At 68.4% G+C, this 18772-nt stretch carries 18 protein-coding genes and 1 pseudogene; 2 read left to right on the top strand and 17 right to left on the bottom strand.

Annotated elements, in window-relative coordinates:
• Positions 1 to 8: 8 nt before the first annotated feature.
• The 10 genes and pseudogenes from HLH34_RS02755 to HLH34_RS02795 all read right to left on the bottom strand — a co-directional run bounded on the left by HLH34_RS02755 (position 9) and on the right by HLH34_RS02795 (position 10083).
• Positions 9 to 3101 (bottom strand): efflux RND transporter permease subunit, encoded by a 3093-nt coding sequence (locus HLH34_RS02755; RefSeq protein ID WP_183118079.1) that lies wholly within the window; start codon positions 3099 to 3101, stop codon positions 9 to 11.
• 1 nt (position 3102) lies between these two features.
• Positions 3103 to 4278, bottom strand: a complete 1176-nt coding sequence (locus tag HLH34_RS02760; protein WP_244959577.1) for an efflux RND transporter periplasmic adaptor subunit — start codon at positions 4276 to 4278, stop codon at positions 3103 to 3105.
• Positions 4275 to 5540: a TolC family protein gene (locus HLH34_RS02765; RefSeq protein ID WP_183118080.1), complete on the bottom strand. Its 1266-nt coding sequence runs from the start codon at positions 5538 to 5540 to the stop codon at positions 4275 to 4277. Before HLH34_RS02765 ends, HLH34_RS02760 begins: the two co-directional genes overlap by 4 nt.
• Before the next feature lie 4 nt (positions 5541 to 5544).
• Entirely contained in the window at positions 5545 to 6135 is a 591-nt protein-coding gene (locus HLH34_RS02770) for a hypothetical protein (protein ID WP_220792016.1), read from the bottom strand.
• 45 nt (positions 6136 to 6180) lie between these two features.
• The gene (locus tag HLH34_RS02775) at positions 6181 to 6483 is read right to left on the bottom strand and encodes a DUF3175 domain-containing protein (protein WP_183118082.1); all 303 of its coding nucleotides are present in this window, start codon (positions 6481 to 6483) and stop codon (positions 6181 to 6183) included.
• 29 nt (positions 6484 to 6512) lie between these two features.
• Positions 6513 to 7073, bottom strand: coding sequence for a type 1 glutamine amidotransferase domain-containing protein (locus tag HLH34_RS19310; protein WP_244959612.1), 561 nt, complete (start codon positions 7071 to 7073; stop codon positions 6513 to 6515).
• 213 nt (positions 7074 to 7286) lie between these two features.
• Positions 7287 to 7433: pseudogene (locus HLH34_RS19585) on the bottom strand (DUF2934 domain-containing protein); the annotation flags it as partial.
• Between the two features lie 181 nt (positions 7434 to 7614).
• Positions 7615 to 8697, bottom strand: a complete 1083-nt coding sequence (locus HLH34_RS02785) for a PAS domain S-box protein (protein WP_183118084.1) — start codon at positions 8695 to 8697, stop codon at positions 7615 to 7617.
• 108 nt (positions 8698 to 8805) lie between these two features.
• Positions 8806 to 9222 carry a UrcA family protein gene (locus HLH34_RS02790; protein ID WP_183118085.1) on the bottom strand — a complete coding sequence of 139 codons (417 nt, stop codon included), beginning with the start codon at positions 9220 to 9222 and terminating at the stop codon, positions 8806 to 8808.
• 150 nt (positions 9223 to 9372) lie between these two features.
• Complete coding sequence (locus HLH34_RS02795) at positions 9373 to 10083, bottom strand: extensin-like domain-containing protein (protein WP_183118086.1); 711 nt, start codon at positions 10081 to 10083, stop codon at positions 9373 to 9375.
• A gap of 198 nt (positions 10084 to 10281) precedes the next feature.
• On the opposite strand from HLH34_RS02795, the gene HLH34_RS02800 reads away from it, so the two are divergent.
• Positions 10282 to 10530 (top strand): DUF2171 domain-containing protein, encoded by a 249-nt coding sequence (locus HLH34_RS02800; protein ID WP_183118087.1) that lies wholly within the window; start codon positions 10282 to 10284, stop codon positions 10528 to 10530.
• A 232-nt stretch (positions 10531 to 10762) separates the two neighbouring features.
• On the top strand, positions 10763 to 11752 hold the full coding sequence (locus HLH34_RS02805) for an SDR family oxidoreductase (protein ID WP_183118088.1): 990 nt from the start codon (positions 10763 to 10765) through the stop codon (positions 11750 to 11752).
• A 27-nt stretch (positions 11753 to 11779) separates the two neighbouring features.
• On the opposite strand, the gene HLH34_RS02810 is transcribed toward HLH34_RS02805, so the two are convergent.
• The 7 genes from HLH34_RS02810 to nuoI all read right to left on the bottom strand — a co-directional run bounded on the left by HLH34_RS02810 (position 11780) and on the right by nuoI (position 18769).
• A complete protein-coding gene (locus HLH34_RS02810; protein ID WP_183118089.1) occupies positions 11780 to 12316 on the bottom strand; it encodes a CBS domain-containing protein in 537 nt (178 codons plus the stop codon).
• 238 nt (positions 12317 to 12554) lie between these two features.
• The gene (locus HLH34_RS02815) at positions 12555 to 14102 is read right to left on the bottom strand and encodes an NADH-quinone oxidoreductase subunit N (RefSeq protein ID WP_244959578.1); all 1548 of its coding nucleotides are present in this window, start codon (positions 14100 to 14102) and stop codon (positions 12555 to 12557) included.
• Positions 14099 to 15583, bottom strand: coding sequence for a complex I subunit 4 family protein (locus HLH34_RS02820; RefSeq protein ID WP_183118090.1), 1485 nt, complete (start codon positions 15581 to 15583; stop codon positions 14099 to 14101). Before HLH34_RS02820 ends, HLH34_RS02815 begins: the two co-directional genes overlap by 4 nt.
• Positions 15580 to 17436: an NADH-quinone oxidoreductase subunit L gene (gene nuoL, locus HLH34_RS02825; protein ID WP_183118091.1), complete on the bottom strand. Its 1857-nt coding sequence runs from the start codon at positions 17434 to 17436 to the stop codon at positions 15580 to 15582. The genes HLH34_RS02820 and nuoL overlap by 4 nt, the downstream gene beginning before the upstream one ends.
• Before the next feature lie 6 nt (positions 17437 to 17442).
• Entirely contained in the window at positions 17443 to 17751 is a 309-nt protein-coding gene (gene nuoK, locus HLH34_RS02830) for an NADH-quinone oxidoreductase subunit NuoK (RefSeq protein WP_183118092.1), read from the bottom strand.
• Positions 17748 to 18260, bottom strand: coding sequence for an NADH-quinone oxidoreductase subunit J (gene nuoJ, locus HLH34_RS02835; protein ID WP_183118093.1), 513 nt, complete (start codon positions 18258 to 18260; stop codon positions 17748 to 17750). Before nuoJ ends, nuoK begins: the two co-directional genes overlap by 4 nt.
• Positions 18257 to 18769, bottom strand: coding sequence for an NADH-quinone oxidoreductase subunit NuoI (gene nuoI / locus HLH34_RS02840; RefSeq protein WP_183118094.1), 513 nt, complete (start codon positions 18767 to 18769; stop codon positions 18257 to 18259). The genes nuoJ and nuoI overlap by 4 nt, the downstream gene beginning before the upstream one ends.
• Between the last annotated feature and the right edge of the window lie 3 nt (positions 18770 to 18772).

Here is an 18772-nt window from a genome sequence, read left to right on the forward strand (position 1 = left end):
GTTCCCCGTCATGACATGGCTACGGGCACCGTGTCGTCCTCGCCGCGCGTTCTGGTGAAGCGGGCGTAGAGCGAGGGCAGCACAAGCAGCGTCAGCAGCGTCGAGGAAACCAGGCCGCCGATGACGACCGTCGCCAGCGGACGCTCGACCTCGGCCCCCGCGCTGGTGGAGAACGCCATGGGAAAAAAACCCAGGCTGGCGACCAGCGCGGTCGCGATAACCGGCCGGAACCGGTCCTCTACCGCGCTGAACGCCGCCTGCGCCGCGGTCAGTCCGGTGCGCCGCCGCTCCTGGGTGTAGCTGATGAGAACGACGCCGTTCAGGATCGCGACCCCGAACAGGGCGATGAAGCCGATGCCGGCCGAGATGCTGAATGGCAGGCCGCGCAACACCAGCGCGAAGATGCCGCCCGTTGCCGCGATCGGCAGGTTGACGAACACCAGCAACGCCAGCAGCGGCGAGCCGAGCGCCATGACCAGCAGGCCGAAGATCAGGGCCAGCGCGATCGGCACCACGATGTCCAGCCGCTGCATCGCCGATTGCAGATTGCGGAATTGCCCTTCCCAGGTCATGCGATAGCCGGGCGGCAGACGCACGTCGCGTGCCACCGCCGCCTGTGCCGCCGCGACATACGACCCGAGATCGCGGCCGCGTACATTCGCCTGCACGATCATACGGCGCTGGATGCGATCACGGCTGATGCGCGGCGGCCCGTCCTCGATCGTGACGCGCGCGACCTGCGACAGCAGCACCATGCCCGCGCTGTCTCCGCGGCGGACGCGAAGTCCGGCAATGCGGTCGCGGCTGCCCACCTGGTCGGGCTCGAAGCGTATCTGTGTGCCGATCAGGGCATTATTGACCACGACCGGGCGACCGATATGGCCCCCCACCGCCTCGACCGTGTCGAGTATGTCCTGCATGTTCACGCCCAGTCGGCCCGCGGCTTCGCGGTCCACATCGACGTGCAGGAACGGGATCGTGCCGTCGCCCTGCGCGGCGACGTCGGCGGCGCCCGGAATGCTGTTCAGGACCGCCGTCACCTTGTCGCCCAGCCTGGAGAGCACATCCAGATCGTCACCGTAGATCGAGACGGCGATCTGCGTCCGCACCCCCGACAGCAGGTCGTCCATGCGCATCTGCACCGGCTGGCTCCACGAAAACAGGGCATCCGGCACCTGGGCGCGTAGGGCGGCGTTCATCGCGGCCACCAGTCCCTCCTGCGTGCGCGCGGTCTTCCACTGGTCGGGATCCTTCAGGAAAACGAACGTATCGGTCTCGTTGATTCCCATCGGATCGGTCGGAATGGCCGACGTGCCGGTGTTGCTGACGACCGTCAGCACGTCGGGAAAGCCTTTCAGAATGCGTTCCGCCCGGTTCACCGACCGCAGCGACGTCGCCAGCGACGCGCTGGGCAGGCGCGTCGATGTGACGACCAGCGCGCCTTCCTGAAGCTGCGGGATGAATTCGCCGCCCAGGCGCGTCGCCAGGAAGGCGGAGACCAGAAAAATACCGATCGTGGCGCCGAAGACGGGCCAGGAATGGGCTTCGCACCATGATACCGCCGGGCGATGGAAGCGGCGCAGGAACGCGACCGGCCGTGTCTCGTCGTGCGGGACAGAGCGGCGCAGGGCGAGGGCCGCGATCACCGGCACGCACAGCAGGCTGTAGGCAAGCGAGGCAAGCAGCGCCATGATAACGGTCTGGGCCATCGGCCTGAACATCTTGCCCTCGATCCCCTCCAACGTCAGGATCGGCAGATAGACCATGACGATGACCAGAATCGCGAAGCTCACCGGCCGGATCACCTGACGGACGGACGTCACCACCAGCGTGCGCAGATCCGTATCCGGGTCGGCAAGCCGGTGCGTCATCACGTTCTCGACCACCACGAGGGAACTGTCGACGATCATCCCGAAATCGATGGCCCCCAGACTGAGCAGATTGGCCGAGATGCCGAATGCGCGCATCCCCATCATCGCGCAGATCAGAGCGAACGGAATCACCGAGGCGATGACCAGAGACGCGCGCCAGTCGCCGATGACGATGACGAGAACCAGGATCACCAGTCCGGCCCCGATGACCAGGTTTTCCTTTACGGTGGCGATCGTCTTGTGCGTCAGCGTGGCGCGGCTGTAGTACGGATCAAGCGTCACGCCGGCCGGCAAGGCCCGCCTGATGGACGGCAACGCCGCCTCGATCGCGGCGATCGTCTTTTCCGAACTGGCGCCCATCTCCATCAGCACGACGCCGTTGACGATTTCCCCCCGCCCGTCGCGCGTCACCGCCCCCAGCCGTGTGCGTGGGCCCAGGGCGACCTGCCCCAGATCGCGCAACCGGATCACCGTACCATTCGGCCCCGACTTGACCGCAATGGCGCCGAAATCGGCCAGGTCGCGCACCAGCCCGCGCCCGACCACGACCACCTGCTCGGCGTAATGCGCTATCCAGGCCCCGCCCGAGGCGGCGTTGTTGGCGTCCACCGCGCGGAACACGTCGCCGGCCGAAAGACCGTATGTGTTCAGGCGCCTCTCGTCGAGACGGACCTCGAATGTCTCCTCGGCGCCACCATTGACGTTGACGTCCACCACCCCCGGCACCAGCTTGATCTGCGGCACCACGATCCAGGTCATGATGCGGTTGAGTTCCATCGCGTCGAAGCCCCGGCCCGCGATCTCGAACTGCATGATCTCGCCCAGGCCGGTCGCCAGCGGTCCCATGTTCACCGACAGGCCCGCGACGGGGATGGCGGCCCGTGCCAGGGCCATGCGCTCGCCGACGCGCGTCCGGTCGAGGTTGATGTCCGTATCGTCCGCAAACTGCACATAGACGACCGAGACCCCCGAGCGGGACACCGAGCGCAGATCGACCATTCCGGGGATACCCGCCATGCTGGCCTCGACCGGAAAGGTGATGAGCTTCTCGACCTCCTCGGTCGCAAGCCCCGGGGCCACGACGGAAACCAGCACCTGCCTGGGCGAGATGTCGGGCACCGATTCCACGGGCAGGCCGGTCACGGTCGCGATGCCCAGCGTCACGACCGCGAACAGCACACCCAGAACCGCGTAACGGTTTTGCTGCAGCAGGGACAGAAACCGCTCCATGTCAGTCCCCGCCGCCCATCGCAGCCAGCAGCATCACGGATTTCAGCGCGAAACCGCCATGCGACACCACCCTGTCGCCCTCCCTGAGCCCGGAGACGATCAGGGTCTCGTCGTCGCTGCCCAGGCCGGTGCGGACAGTAACCGGTCGGAAGCTCTCCTTGCCGGTGCGGAGGAACACCATGTCCCGCCCGTCGACACGTTGCACCGCCTCGGTGGGTACCATCAGGCCGGACGCGCTTTCGGTCGTGGCGAGATGGGCATCGAGCAGTACGCCGGGACGCAGGGCCCCGTCCGGGTTGCCGACGGTCGCAATCACCCGCACCAGCCCGGTTGCGGGGTTGGCGGCGCCATCTATCGTGTCGATGCGCGTCACCGGCATGGATGTCTGCGGGCTTCCGTCTTCTGCCGGCAGGACGGCGGTCACGCTTGCGCCCGGCGCGAGCCGCCTTGCATCGTCCGGTGTCACCTCGGAGACCAGCCAGACCTGAGAGAGATCGGCGACCGTCACCAGATCCTGGCCCGAAACGATGTCGTCATCCACCGCCGCCGCGACCGTCAGCACAGTGCCTGCCAAGGGCGAGATAAGGCTGGATATCTCGCCCTGTCCGCCGCGTTCGGTGGTCGAGTTGAATTCTTCGGCGAAACGATGATTCAGGGTATCCACGTCGGCCTGACGCGACCTCACCAGGTCCGTGGCCTGCTGAAGAACGGAAAGACGCCGCCTTGTTTCCCCCGCCGACACGGTGCTGCCGGACAGGAGCAGCGCCCGCTCGTAGCTGGCGGCGGCTTCGCTGCGCGCCGCGATCGCCTGGGCCAGGGCCGCCCGCATCTGCACCGCCTGGAGGCGGGCAACGTGCAACGAATGATCCTGATAGTCGATCAGACGATCGCCGCACGCGACGTGACTGCCGGGCATCACCGCGATGACGCGGACCTTGCCGGAGCCGGCCGGGCGCACATGCACCACGCGGCGCCCGTCCGCCTCGACATGGGCCAGCGCCGTCAGCGTCCGCGAGACCGTTCCCCGGCGGACCGGCACGACGGTCAGATCCTCGCTGGCCTGCACGTCGGCCGCAAGAGTCACAACCGGTTCCTCCGCCCCCAGGGCGGCATGCGCGCGGACAAGCTGCAGGGCCAGGAGGACTGGCGGAAGCCAGGACATGCGCATGGAGGTCATGGAACGAATCCTGTCGCGATCATGGCGCGCACGATCGCGGTGTGCCACGCGACTTCGGCCTGGTTGAACGTCAGAAGGGCGGCATACGCACTCTGTCGGGCCCGCAGCGCCTCGACCAGCGGCGTCTCCTGTAGACGCCAGGAGCGCTCCATCTCGTTCGCGCGCCTGTTCAGGGCGCCGGCTGCAAGACGTGCGTTGCCCAGGGCCTGGGCTGCTGCGTCCACGCGCGCGCGCACCTGCGCCAGTTCGAGGCGGACCATGCGTCGCGCCTGGCGCTCCTCGCTGTCGGCGGCGGCAACCTTGTTGCGCGCGTCGGCCATGATCGGGACATTGCGCGCCTCGCTTGGCAACGGGATGGTGACATTCACGCCAACGCGGTTGTCCCAGGGGCTTCCATACTGTTTTTCGTGAATGGCCCCGATGCCCACCTCGGGGTTCGGCATGAAGGACGCGCGCGCCAGTTTCAGCCCTTCCTCGGCGGCCATGACCGCCCGATGCGCCGCCCTGACCCGGGGGTCGTTGTCCTCGACCAGCTGGGGCGTTCCGATTCGGGTCCGCCCCAGAAAACGATCGTCGTAGAGCATGATATCCGGCAGGCCGGGGCGGCCAAGCAACTCGGCGAGGAGCGAGGTCGCCGTGATGCGCTGCTCGCGGGCATTTTCGACTTCCGTCCGCGCGTTGGCCAGGTCGGCGGCGGCCGCGTCGCGATCGGTCACGGCCGCTTCTCCCGCATGCACGGCACCGCGCACGCCGCTTTCGATCCGCTGCATCGCGCCAAGCAGGGACCGCGCGATCGCCTCGCGCCGCTCGGCCACCAGTTCCGCCGCCGTGGCGTCAAGGATCCGGACCGCCACCGCCATATGCTCGACATTCAGGCGCTCCTGCACCGTCACGGCCTCGGCCTGGGCGACGCGAACGGTCGCGCTCCCTTGTCCGGGAAGCCAGAGAGGAACCGAAACGCCGCCCTGATACGTCGTATAGCCTTCGTTGCTGCCCAGAGCATGATCGTCGAAATATTGCCCGTTGACTGTAGGGCCACCGGGAAACCACGATTTCGCCGCATCGGCCCGGGCATCGGCTGAACTTCGGTTAACCAGGAGGGCAGAGCGCCCAGGATCGATCGCCCATGCCGCGCTGACCGCCTCGTGAAATGTAAGGGATTCCGCCTGCGCCGGAACGCGCTGCCACAGAAGCAGCGCGAAAAGGCCCAAGGCCGCGACCAGACGAGGCGTCAGCCACGCCGGGATCCGTTCCTGCCGCATGACGTCACTGGCCCGCTGGCGTGGGCGTCAGATCGGGCAACGAATCAAGCCAGAGTTTTTGGGACAGGGCGTGGATGTCGGCCGTCAGCGCGTCCGGTCCCAGACGACCTGTCAGGTCTGACAGCGTCTCGCGTTCCGACGCCACCAGCCTTCCATGCTGAGACAGCGTCATCGAGATGTAGCCATTGGTCCTGGAACGCACGACATGGACACGAAGATACGGCAACGCCCGGTGGTGTTGCGGAACAACGAGGGCCTCTCCGCTCGCCGACCGACATGACAGCCCGGTGCGCACGACCCGCCTGTATTCGGAGGCCGGATAGTCGGAAGAAGAAACGAAGGCTGCGAGATTCACTTCGCCTATGTCGGTACAAATGACTTCCGGGGCTTCAGCCGAAACGTGACTGCAGCCGGACAAGCCGGAAAGCAGCAGAAAAAGCACGGGCAAGGAAAGGCCAAGGTCTCGAAACATCGCGGCGTCCAGGATTCGGTGCGTCCACCATACCTGGCCGACGTCACGTGTCGCCGGTTTTGCCACATAATCCTGACACCAGCCTGAACGGCAGGCAGCATGGCCCGGCCGGGCCGCGTTCAAGCTACTTGCCGAGGCGCCGTGCGCTCGATGATGAGGGCCACGCCCTCAGCCGGGGCGGCCGAACAGGCGGCGGAGTTCCGTCTTCGCGCGGTCCAGGGTCTGCAGCCGCGCCTGGGACAGATGCCGGCCCGCGCGGTTGGTGTAGAACACCAGCATCGACATCGCCGAACGGAAGGGGGTGGATTTGCGCCGCGTGCTGGCCTCGGCCGAGCGCTTCAGGGACTCCGCGATCTGGCGCGGGTCGTCGCTGGCAAAGACGCCGGGTTCCAGGTCCAGCGCGTCGCTGTGCCGCGTGACGTCGGCCGACCATCGCCGGCGCCGCGCGGGGGGCGTTTTTCGGGCGGTCATGGGGGAAAGGTCCTCGCGCCGGGGCCGGTTCAGGCCGGGTGCGCCGCCGCCACGCCGGAGAACAGCGTGACGATGGCCGGGCAGAAAAGCTTCAGGTCGCCCGGATTGCGCGAGGTGACCAGCGTGCCGTCAGTCACGACCGATTCGTCGACCCAGTGCGCGCCGGCGTTGGTCAGGTCGGCGCGCAGCGACCGCCACGAGGTCATGACATGGCCGTTCACGCCGCCGGCGTCGATCAGGGTCCACGGGCCATGGCAAATCGCGGCGATGGGCTTGCCGGCCTGCACGAATTCCCGCACGAACCGCACCGCGTCGTCATCCATCCGCAGATGGTCGGGGCTGGTCGTGCCGCCGGGCAGGACCAGGCCGTCGAATTCCGCCGCCTCCGCCTCTGCGACGGGCAGGTCAACGTCGTACCGTCTGGTCGGCGTGACATCGGATTTCATAGCCTGGATCTGGCCGGAATGCAGTGCCACCAGCACCGTGCGCGCGCCCGCGTCGCGCAGGGCCTTGACGGGTTCGGTCAGTTCCACCTCCTCGACGCCGTCGGTGGCGAGGATCGCGATCGTCCTGCCATCCAGCGCGCCCATGAGGGTGCCTTCGAGGCTGCCTTCGGCCTGACCGGCCATGTTCGCCTGGTGTCGTGTGGGGAAGGGCACAAGGCGGTCGTCGCCCTGATCGGTCAGGCGGCTGGGAAATTCGCCCAGATTATCCTGCAGAAAGGCGTCTTCCACCCCCTCCGGCTCGTCGGACGGGCGCATCTGTCCGGCCCCGGCGCTGTCCGTCATGCCGACCAGGGCACGGGCGGCCTCCAGATAGGCGGCATCGCCGCCGTCGGGGCATCCGTCCTCCTGCCACAGCAGCCGGGCCTTCGCGCGGATGCGGGCGTCGCGGAGGGGTGAAAAATCGAGGGGATTGTCGGTCATCGTTCGTTCTCCGTCTGCTGGCATGCCAGGGGGGAGTGCGGGTGATTTTACCAGGGAGGGGCGTGCGCGCTGGCCCCTGCGCGGCCGATGCCGGCCGGCGTGCGCGGTCTGGCGGCCGGCATGCGATCGCGGCCCTGTCTGGGGGCAGCGCGGGGGATGCGGGCCCGTTCCCTCACATGAAAGCGAGGACGCGCCAGCACCAAGCTCAGGGCATCAGGCGCGTCAGGGGAATGCACAGCGTGATGACCAGGCCGGCCGGCAGCCATTCGCGGTGCACCTGTCCCTGCAGCGCACCCTGGACGGTGGCCCGTTCCAGCCGGCTGCCGAATCCGTTCTCGGACGTGGGTGGCGCGACCCGGGGGCCACCGATTTCGGTCCAGGTCAGTTCCATCATGTCGCCTGTCCGGGCGATAGCAACGCTCAGCCGTCCGTCCGGGCAGGACAGCGCACCGTATTTCGCGGCATTGGTCGTGAATTCATGCAGCAGCAGGGCAAGCGAGGTCAGCATGGTGCCGGGCAGCACGATATCCGGCCCCGAGATGGCAAGGCGACTGCCTTCGGTGTTGTCCAGCGGGGCCACGATCGCCGCAAGCAGCGTATGCAGCGACGTTTCCGACGGAGCGGGCATGGCCTGGGACAAGTCCGGCATGGTCAGCTCGTGGGCGCGTGCCAGGGCCATGACGCGCTGGGACAATACCGCGGCAAAATCGTCCACGTCGTCAGCCGACCGGGCACTGAGCGCGATCAGGCCGTTGACCAGCGCGAACAGGTTTTTCACCCGGTGGTTCATTTCATGCAGCAGCAGGTCGCGCCGCGCCTCGGCGCGCTTGCGGTCGCTGATGTCGCGGGCGACCTTCGAGGCGCCGACGATGCGTCCGGCCCGGTCGCGAACCGGCGAGACCGTCAGCGAAATGTCGATCAGGGTGCCGTCCTTGCAGCGGCGTATGGTTTCGTAATGATCGACCACCTCGCCCGCCCGGATGCGGGCCAGGATGACCGCATCCTCGCGCAACCGGCTTTCGGGGATCAGCATGGTGATGGGGTGGCCGACCGTTTCGGAGGCGGTATACCCGAATATGCGCTCGGCCCCCGCGTTCCAGCTGAGGATGATCCCGTCCAGTGTCTTGCTGAAAATGGCGTCGTCGGAACTGGCGACGACCGCGGCCAGCCAGGCGCTGGTCGTATGAAATGGCGGCTCCGGGAGTGGGGTTTCGGCGGCGGGGGGCGCGTCACGGTCAGGCTGTCGCGTCTGGTCGGCGGAAGATGGCAACGGGCCGGATGTCGGCATCGAATCGGTGTTTCCCCTGGCTGGCCGATGTCGTCGGCTGACCAGGGGATCATGGCATCGTCCGGTGCGCGGCAGAAGCGAAAAAGCAGGGCGCCCGCGGCAGGCGTACTATGCCGGTAATCCATAAAGCCCCAGGGCCTGATCGAGTATCGGATTGCGGATGTCCGAAATCGCCCGCAGGACGCCGTCGCGCCGGCAATCGGACCGTTCGATGGCGCGTCGGATTTCCTCCGCGATCGCGGTGTCGTCGCCGCAGGCCACCAGGGCCGCCCTGTCCAGCCGGATGATGAACCGCCGCGCATGCGGGACGTCCTGGAGGTCTCGCGCATAATAGACGACCCTGACGTGATGCGTCGCCTCGACGGTGACCTGTTCCGATTCATCGACGGCCTGAGCGGTGGATTGCGCGTGGCCGGGGGCGGGCATCGCCAGCATCGGGGCCACGCCCAGGACGGCCGCAAGGGCAAGCCTCGGGCAGATTCGTTCGTGGCGCATCGCACGCGCCGTACGGAACACTGTCGTCATGGCGTATCCTCCATCATTGAATGCTGGGAGGTCATCATTCGCCCGGATCTTTGTAGTCCAGAAAACGAAAAAAATCAAGAAAGCGCCGGCCTCGGACCATGGCGCCGGCGCATGGATGCCCTGGTCAGCGTCCCGGAATCCGCCGTGCACTCAGTCGCACAGTCCGAACCCGGTCGCCTGCAGATGAAGGTGGCCGGCATGCAGGCCGTTATAATCGGGGGACAGCACCACGCCGAAGATGGCACAGGCGCCGTCGCGGACGCGGTGCAGGAAGACGATGCGCGGGTCCGGTCCATGGGGGGCCGCGTGCCATGCGCTGACCGGGATTTCCCGCCCGTCATCCAGCACGAAGGCTGAAACATCGATCGCGTCAGCGGTGGCGTGGCTGCTGATTGCGCCGGGGCGGTCGCGGATATCGCGGCAGGCGAAACTGCCGGCCTGGCGGATGCCGCGCAGGCCCATGCCGAACACCGCGCGGGCCGCCGGTTCCGCCACATCGGTCTGGAACATCGACCATCGGACCGCCAGACGGCAGGACGCCAGGAAACCGGCGGGCACGGAGGGCGCCGGGCCACCATCGACCCGTGTGCCATCCGTCACCGGGCAGGCCGCCGTTCCCCCCACCGGGACGGAGCGAAGGCGCAGCGCCGACGTTGCCAGCGCCGCCCGGCACATTGTCTGGTCCGACGACAGCACCCGCAGCTTGACCGGCGTCATGAAGGTGCGCGGCCCCCCCAGATCCAGCGGCCGGGTCGGGTCGTAGGCGGGCGGCAGCCAGGCCCGATGGGTCGCGATCGCCACGCCGGCGGCGACAATCAGGGCCGACAGAACGATCCGGCCAACCATTCGGCGTGATGGCATGAAGGCACCCTCGGGCAACGATGCGTCGCGGAATCCTGGCCGTCCCGTGGAAAAACGCAACTTTCGTCGCGCCATATCCGTTCGAAACACAGACCCGGCGACCGGTGACCGTACAATGCCGGCCGAAAATCCCGGGCCGTGCCGGCGCTGTTTCATGCTTCGCCGACGACGGGAAATCGGACAGGAAAGGAACACGACATGATCAATGCGGACGAAGTGCGGCCCGGCATGGCCGTCGTCGGGTCCGACGGTGTTCAGGTGGGCGTCGTCCAGACAGTGGAAGGCAAGGCCCGCCTGCAATTGACGAGCGCCGACGGCGCCTATCATTTCCTGCCGCTCAGCGACGTGATGCGGATCGCCGGACAGTCGATCGTCCTGGGCCGACATGCCGCCGACGCGATCGGATCGTTCGACGAGGACATTCCGGCTGGCGAGGACACCACCTGATCATAGCGGGACGTCCTCCTCCGACGGGGGAACGATCGGGGGGGGCGAAGCGTATCGATTCCACACCGCCCGCCGGCCGGCGGGCGGTGTGGCGCGCCCGCGACAGGTCCAGCGGGGCCTGTCCGCCCATCCCGGGCGCCCATGCCTGACAGGTTCGTGACCGTTCCATAGCCCGCACGGCCGTGACGGCCGATGCGGTGCCTGGCGTTGCGAACCGCGCAGAGGAGGATTCATGAGCGAGAATAACGGCACATCCCGTCGTGGCATCATGCAGGGAGCAGTGGCCGGCATGGCGGCTGTCGCGGCGCCCGCATTCGGCCAGGACCGTGTGACGCAGGCCGCGCCGCCGGTCGACCCGCGCGGCCTGTACCCGCACGCCCCGTTCAAGGCCCAGCCGCAGCCCTGGCCGGGCCTGGCGTCGCGCATGGTACCGCGTCCCGACCATGGCGAGCGCAGCTATCGCGGCAGCGGACGTCTGGCCGGGCGCAAGGCGCTGATTACGGGTGGCGATTCCGGCCTGGGCCGTGCCGCCGCCATTGCCTATGCGCGCGAGGGCGCGGATGTCGCCATCAATTACCTGCCGCAGGAAGAAAGCGACGCGCACGAGGTCGCCGGCCTGATCCGCGCGGCCGGGCGCAAGGTCGTGAGCCTGCCAGGGGATATCCGCAGCGAGACGTTCTGCGCGTCTCTGGTCGACCGCGCGGCGACGGAACTCGGCGGGCTGGATATCTTCGTCAACTGCGCGGGGCGCCAGCATACGCACGATGATATTCTCGATGTCAGCACAGAGGATTTCGACTGGACCCTGAAGACCAACCTCTATGCGCTGTTCTGGCTGACCAAGGCGGCGATCGCGCATATGAAGCCAGGGTCGGCCATGATCTTCACCGCGTCGACCAATGCCTATAATCCTTCGGTCAATATCCTCGATTATTCCATAACCAAGGCAGGGATCGCGAATTACGCCAAGGGCCTGGCGAAGCAGCTGATCGCGAAGGGCATCCGGGTCAACGCCATCGCCCCCGGCCCCTTCTGGACGCCGTTGCAGGTCAGCGGTGGACAGACCATGGAGAACGTGGAGAAATTCGGCGAGGATGTCCCCATGGGACGGCCGGGCCAGCCCGCCGAACTGGCACCGGTCTATGTGCAGCTGGCGTCGACCGAAGCAAGCTACATCACCGGGCAGGTGGTCGGCGTGACGGGCGGCGTGGGCGTGCCGTAGCGCGCGGCCACTGGCTCCCGAGGCGGTTTATCGGGCGTATCCCGGCGTCCGTGCCGGTCGTGCGTGATGCGCGTCGGCAGGGGCAGAGGCGTTCCGATGGTTGTTTCCGGGGCCGGTGGTGGTGTGGTTGCTGTCGCGGATATAGGCGCTGAGTTCGTGGGTCACATGCTCGGCTTCTTCCAGACGGGCCTTGACGATGTCGCCGATGCTGACCAGGCCGATGACGGCGCCGTCGTCGATGACCGGCAAATGGCGGGTGCGGCGTTCGGTCATCCGGCGGCCGATTTCCATGATGCTTTCGTCCAGGGTGGCGGTCGGCACGTCGCGCGCCATGATGTCGCGCGCGACCAGCCGGCCGAAATGCGTGCCGTGGGTGGACAGGGCCGTGACCAGGGTGCGCTCCGACACCAGTCCGGCCAGTCGTCCGGCCATGTTCATGACCGGAACCGCGCCGATGCGATGGCGTACCATCGCATCGGCGATCTGTCCCACCGGCATGTCCTCGCGGACGGTGAATACGTGATGACCCTTGTGGTCGAGCACCTGAAGAACGGTTGCGGTCATGGCGGCAGCCTCCCGCATCGCGTGCGCGCCGACGATTGCGATGCCTCGTGAATATAATACCAGTCCGCGTCACGAATGACTCGTCGGGGCCACGCCTCGCCAAAGGCCGGACTGGGTACACCGGCCTGATCGGGGTCCAGGGCCTCAGGTCCTGGTGGGTTCGGGCAAAGCCCGAACTGCCCCAACTGCATCATTGCTTTCGGCAGTTGGCATAAAGAAAAAATGGGACAGGACGGGGCTACCGCAAGAGGCGTGGCCTCGGCGGCGGGGCGCCGGCGTACAGAATGTCGTGAGAGCGCGCGGCGGTTTCCCCACCCGGCGCCGCGGGCAGGAACAGCCCCGTGGTGCGCTGGACCAGGGGCCCGGGGAACAGGCCGACCAGCAGGGTCGCCAGCGCCAGTGCCCCCAGCAGGACGGTCGTCCCCGGCAGGGTCGCCCCGGCCGGGGCGGCGGCTTCGGGGGCGGGCGTCATCATGACCCGGGCGACGTTCAGGTAGTAGCACAATCCGATGATGCTGCTGACGATCAGCGCGGTCAGAAGCACCATCCGGTGGGCCGACATGCCGGCCGCCACGATATAGGCCTTGGCGAAGAAGCCGACGGCCGGGGGAATGCCCGCCAGCGACGCCAGCATGACCGACAGGGCCAGCGCCACGGCGGGCCGGCGGTGAAACATGCCGCGCCACGATGCCAGGTCCGGATGATCCGGCACCGCGCCCAGGGCGGCGAACGCGCCCAGGGTGGCCGCCGCATAGGCCGCCAGGTAGAACGCGGCGCTGCCCGCGCCGAACGGCCCCGCCGACAGCAGCGCCACCAGCAGATAGCCGATATGGGCGATGGACGAGCCCGCGAGCAGGCGCTTCAGGTTGGTCTGGCCGAACGCCAGCAGATTGCCGCCGACCATGCTCAGCACCGCGACCACCGCCAGGTCCTGGGCGGGCAGGGCCGTGCCGGTCAGGTCGGTCATCGCGAAATAGCGGGCCAGGGCCACGAACAGCGCGATCTTCGAGACCACGGCGATGAAGGCCGCGACCGGTATCGGCGCGCCGTCCAGCACATCCGCCAGCCACAGGTGGAAGGGGGCGGCCGACAGCTTGAAGAACAGGCCCGTCAGCACCAGCAGCGTCGCCGCCGTGGCCAGCGCCGGTTCGGCCGGGTTGGCCGCCAGCGGGGCGGTGAAGCGCAGGTCGCCGGTTTCGGCATAGGCCAGGGCCAGGCCGAACAGCAGGATCGCCGAGGAGGTGCCGGCCAGCACCAGATATTTCATCGCGGCCTCGAGGGCGTCGGGCAGGCGGGGGCGATAGGCGATCAGTCCCAGCAGCGACAGGCTGAGGATTTCCAGGCCCACGAAGAACGCGACGGCATTGGCGCTGCCGGCGACGACGATCGCGCCCAGCGTGCCCAGCAGCAACAGCAGATGGGCCTCGTCCGCGCGTTCGCCGGCCATGCGTCGCCAGGACATCGCCAGGATGCCGCCCGACGACAGCAGGATCAGCCCGGCGCCATAGGCGAACCAGGCATCGGCCGCAAACAGCCGCGCCATGTCGGCGGCCTGCGGCGGCGGGGGGGACCACAGGCCGGCGAAGGCGAGGCCGAGAGTGGCCGCCGCGATGAGCGCCGCGGCCACCGTCCCGGCCCCGGTTTCGCTGCCGGCCCCGCCCGGACCCGACCGGCGACAGGCGATGGCCAGCAGCAGGATCAGGATGCCCGCCGCCAGGACCAGCACCGGCATCGGCACCTCGGCCAGGGCGGGGGGCAGGGCGGCGGCCATCAGGGTGGCGATCATGGGCGCGGCCCCCAGGGTAGGGCGGAATGGGGCAGGGGCGCGGGCAGCGACAGGTCGAGCACCGGCTGCGGATACAGGCCCAGCACCAGCAGCAGCGCCATCGCGGCCCCCAGCACCGCCATGTGCCGCACCCCGAAATCCGGCAGGGCGGGCCAGCCGTCGCCGGGTGGGGGGCCGAGGAAGGCGCGGCCGACCATCGTCAGCGCATAGAGCGCCGACAGCACCAGTCCCGCCGCCCCCAGGATCGCGATCGGCGGGCTGATGCGCCAGGTGGCCAGCAGCACCAGGAATTCGCCGACGAAATTGCCCAGCCCCGGCAGGCCCAGCGATGCGATGGCGAAGACCAGACCGACCGAGGACAGATGCGGCAGCGCCGGCCACAACCCGCCCATGCGGCGCATGTCGCGGGTGTGCAGCCGGTCCTGCAACGCGCCGGCGATGACGAACAGGGCCCCGGTGCTCAGCCCGTGGGCCACCATCTGTACCACCGCCCCGGTCATGCCCAGCGGCGAGGCCGAGAACACGCCCAGCAGGACGAAGCCCAGGTGGCTGACGCTGCTGTAGGCGATCAGCCGCTTGATGTCGTCCTGCACCAGCGACAGCCACGCCCCATACAGGATGCCCAGTGCGCCCAGCGCCAGGGCCACCGGCGCGAAGCGTGCCGCCGCGTCGGGAAACAGCAGCACGACGAAGCGGATCAGCCCGTATCCCCCGGTTTTGAGCAGCACCCCCGCCAGCAGCACGCTGGCGGCCGTCGGGGCCTGGGTGTGGGTGTCGGGCAGCCAGACATGCAGCGGCACCACCGGCAGCTTCACTGCGAAGGCGACGAAGAAACCCAGCATCAGCCCCATCGCCAGCACGGGCGACAGATGGGTGGTGGCCAGGGCGAAATAATCGAAGGTCAGGATGCCGGTCTGGTGCTGGTGCACGAACACCAGGCCCAGGATCGACAGCAGCATCAGCAGCCCGCTGCCCTGCGTGAACAGGAAGAATTTGAAGGCGGCGCGGGTCCTGTCCTCGTGCCCCCAGACGGTGATCAGCACATACAGCGGCACCAGCATCAGTTCCCAGAAGAAGAAGAACAGGAACAGGTCGGTGGCGATGAACACGCCGTCGACGCCGGCGATGGTCGCCAGCAGCAGGGCATGGAACGTGCCGGGCGTGTCCGCAATATCGCGCGACGCCAGCAGGACGCAGGGAAAGGACAGCACGACCGTCAGCCACAGCAGCACCAGGCTCAGCCCGTCCATGTCGCAGCGCAAGGTGATGCCCAGTGCGGGAATCCACGGGGCGGAGACATGCGCCAGCCACGGCCCGCCCCCCGCCGGCACGGCCCAGGTGATGTAGGCCAGCAGGGCGGCCAGCAGCACCAGGGTCGCGACCGCGACGGGCCAGGGCGCGCGCGGCGAGGCCCGGCCGGTCAGCCAGGCCACGGCGGCGCCCAGCAACGGCAGCAGCACCAGGCCATACAGCGTCATCATGGCCGCACCGCCAGGCACAGCGCGGCGACCGTCCCGGCGGCGATCCAGCCGGCATAGCGCCGGACCCGCCCGTCCTGCATGCGGCCCAGCAGCCGCGCCCCCCATCGCGTTGCTGCGGCCAGCAGGTCGGGCACGCGGTCGAACAGGTCGCGGCGGTTCAGCCACCCCAATGCCAGGAACGGCCGGACCAGCAGCAGCCCGTAGATGGCGTCGAACCCCCAGCCGGCACGCGCCCCGCGCGCCAGCCCATCATCAGCGGGGGCGATGGCCCCGGCACGTGGACGCCACAGCCCCCAAGCCACGGCGATGCCCGCCAGCGGCGCCAGCGCTCCGGCCAGCAGCAATCCGGCGCCCCCTTCAGCATCCTCGGCCGTCGGGGGGCCGAGCACGGGTGCCAGCAGGCGGAACAGCAGGTGCACGGGCGCGATGGCATTGGGCATCTCGATCAGCCCGCCGGTCAGCGCCAGCACCGACAGTCCGGCCAGCGGGATGGCCATCGACGCCTCGGTCCGGCCCGTGGGCGCGGTGCGGACCGGCCCCAGGAACACGATGAGGAGACAGCGCGAGATATAGAGCGCGGTCAGGAAGGCCCCCAGCAGCGCCCCCGCCCACAGCAGGGGGGCGGCGTGCCACGCCTGCTGCAATATCGCTTCCTTGCTGTAGAACCCGGCGGTGACCAGCGGCAGGCCGGCCAGCGCCGCCGCCCCGGCCGCGAACGCGGCGAACACGCCCGGCATCGCGCGACCCAGCCCACCCATGCGGAAGATGTCCTGCTGGTGATGCACGCGCAAAATGACCGCGCCCGCCGCCATGAACAGCAGCGCCTTGAAGATGGCGTGCGTCACCAGATGGAAGATCGCCGCCCCCCATGCGCCGGTGCCCAGGGCGAGGAACATGTAGCCCAACTGGCTGATCGTCGAAAAAGCCAGGATGCGCTTGATGTCGGTCTGCGCCAGCGCGCTGCCGGCCGCCAGCAGCAGCGTCACCAGCCCCAGCACGGCGGTGGCGGCCATCACCGTCGGCGCGGCCAGGAACAGCGGGTGAAGCCGCGCGATCAGGTAGACCCCGGCGGTGACCATGGTCGCGGCGTGGATCAGCGCCGACACCGGCGTGGGGCCGGCCATGGCGTCCGGCAGCCAGACCTGGAACGGCACCTGCGCCGATTTGGCCAGCGCGCCGCCCAGCAGCAGGGCGGCGGCGGCCTCGGCCACCGGGCCGCCGCCGAGGTGGCCAGGTTGCAGCAGTGTCGCGATATCCAGCCCGCCGATCCGGGTGGCCAGCAGCAGCAGGCCGCACAGCAGCGCCGCGTCGCCGATGCGCGTGACGATGAAGGCCTTGCGTGCGGCCGCACCGTTCGCGGCCTCGGCATACCAGAAGCCGATCAGCAGGTAGGAACACAGCCCTACCCCTTCCCAGCCGATATACAGGCACAGCAGGTCGGACGACAGCACCAGTACCAGCATCGCGGCGACGAACAGCGTCATGCAGGCGAAGAAGCGCGCCACGTCCGGATCGCCGCGCATGTAGCCGCAGGCATAGAGATGAATCAGGAATCCCACCCCGGTCACCACCAGCATCATCACCAGCGACAGCGGGTCGAGCGTGAAGGCGATGCGGGCGTCGAAGCCGCCGACGCGCATCCAGTGCCACAGCACGACGTCCAGCCGGTAGGTGGGCGGCGGCGCCGACAGGAAGAGCACGGCCAGCCACAGGGTCAGCGCCGCCGCCAGCCCCACGGCGCCTGCGGCCAGCACCCGGGCCGCTGGGGGCGGCATGCGCCCGGCCGACAGCAGCAGGATCGTGGCGGCCGCCAGCGGGCACAGGACGATCAGCGGCGGCAGCAGGGCAAGCATGATCCCTTATCCCTTCAGGCGATTGCCGGTATCGGCGTCCAGCGTCGGGCGGCCGGCGGCATGCAGGCGCAGCAAGATCGCCAGCCCCACGGCGGCCTCGGCGGCGGCCAGCGCCAGGATCATCATGAACATGACCTGACCATCGGCGGCGTGCCAGCGCATGCCGGCGGCGACGAAGGCCAGGGCGGCGGCGTTGAGCATGATTTCGATCGACATCAGCATGAACAGCAGGTTGCGCCGTACCAGCACGCCCAGCAGGCCCAGCGCGAACAGCATGCTGGCCAGCAGCAGGGCCTGGGCCGGGGTGGCGGTCATGGCGCGTCCTCGTCGCGTATATGCCGGCCGATGCGAAAGGCGCTGACCAGGCCGGCCAGCAGCAGGAACGACGCCAGTTCCACCATCAGGACATAAGGCCCGTACAGCGCCAGTCCGACCTGCCGCGTGTCGATGACGGCGATCCGCCCGCCGCCGGGGGCGGCCATCACCAGGGCATCGGCCAGCGCCGCCAGCAGCAGCGCGGCCAGCAGCCCCGGCCCGATCCAGATGCGCGGCGCGATCCAGGTGTTTTCGCGCAGGCTGTCCGGCCGGCCGAGATTGAGCATCATGACCACGAACACGAACAGCACCATGATGGCGCCGGCATAGACGATGACCTCCAGAATCGCGGCGAACGGCGCGCCCAGCACGTCGAAGACGCAGGCCAGCGCCAGCAGCGCCACCACCAGGTACAGCAGCGCGTGGATCGCGACCGCGCGCGTCACCACCATGAACGTGGCCCAGACCGCCACCAGGGCCGACAGCAGGAAGGGCAGGTTGGCGGTCATGGCAGCAGGCTGCGCACATCGACGGGCGGCTGCTCGCGTTCGGCCTCACCCTTGTCCTTGCCGGGGATTTCCACGCCCGAGACGCGATAGAAGCTGTAGTCGGGATATTTCCCGGTACCGCTGATCAGCAGGTCTTCCTTTTCATAGACCAGGTTCGGGCGGACATATTCGCTCATCTCGAAATCCGGGGTCAGCTGGATGGCGTAGGTCGGGCAGGCTTCCTCGCAGAATCCGCAGAAGATGCAGCGGGAAAAATTGATCCGGAAATATTCCGGATACCAGCGTCCGTCCTGTTCGGCCTTCTGCAGGCTGATGCAATCCACCGGGCAGGCCACCGCGCACAGGTTGCACGCCACACAGCGTTCCAGTCCGTCGGGATCGCGCGACAGGATGATCCGCCCGCGATAGCGGGGCGGCAGGGCGGGTCTGGTTTCCGGATAGCCCACGGTGACGCGCCGATGGCCCATATGCAGGAACGTCAGCCACAGGGTACGCAGAATTCCGAACATGGC

It is taken from the genome of Gluconacetobacter azotocaptans (assembly GCF_014174355.1).
Lineage (GTDB): Bacteria > Pseudomonadota > Alphaproteobacteria > Acetobacterales > Acetobacteraceae > Gluconacetobacter > Gluconacetobacter azotocaptans.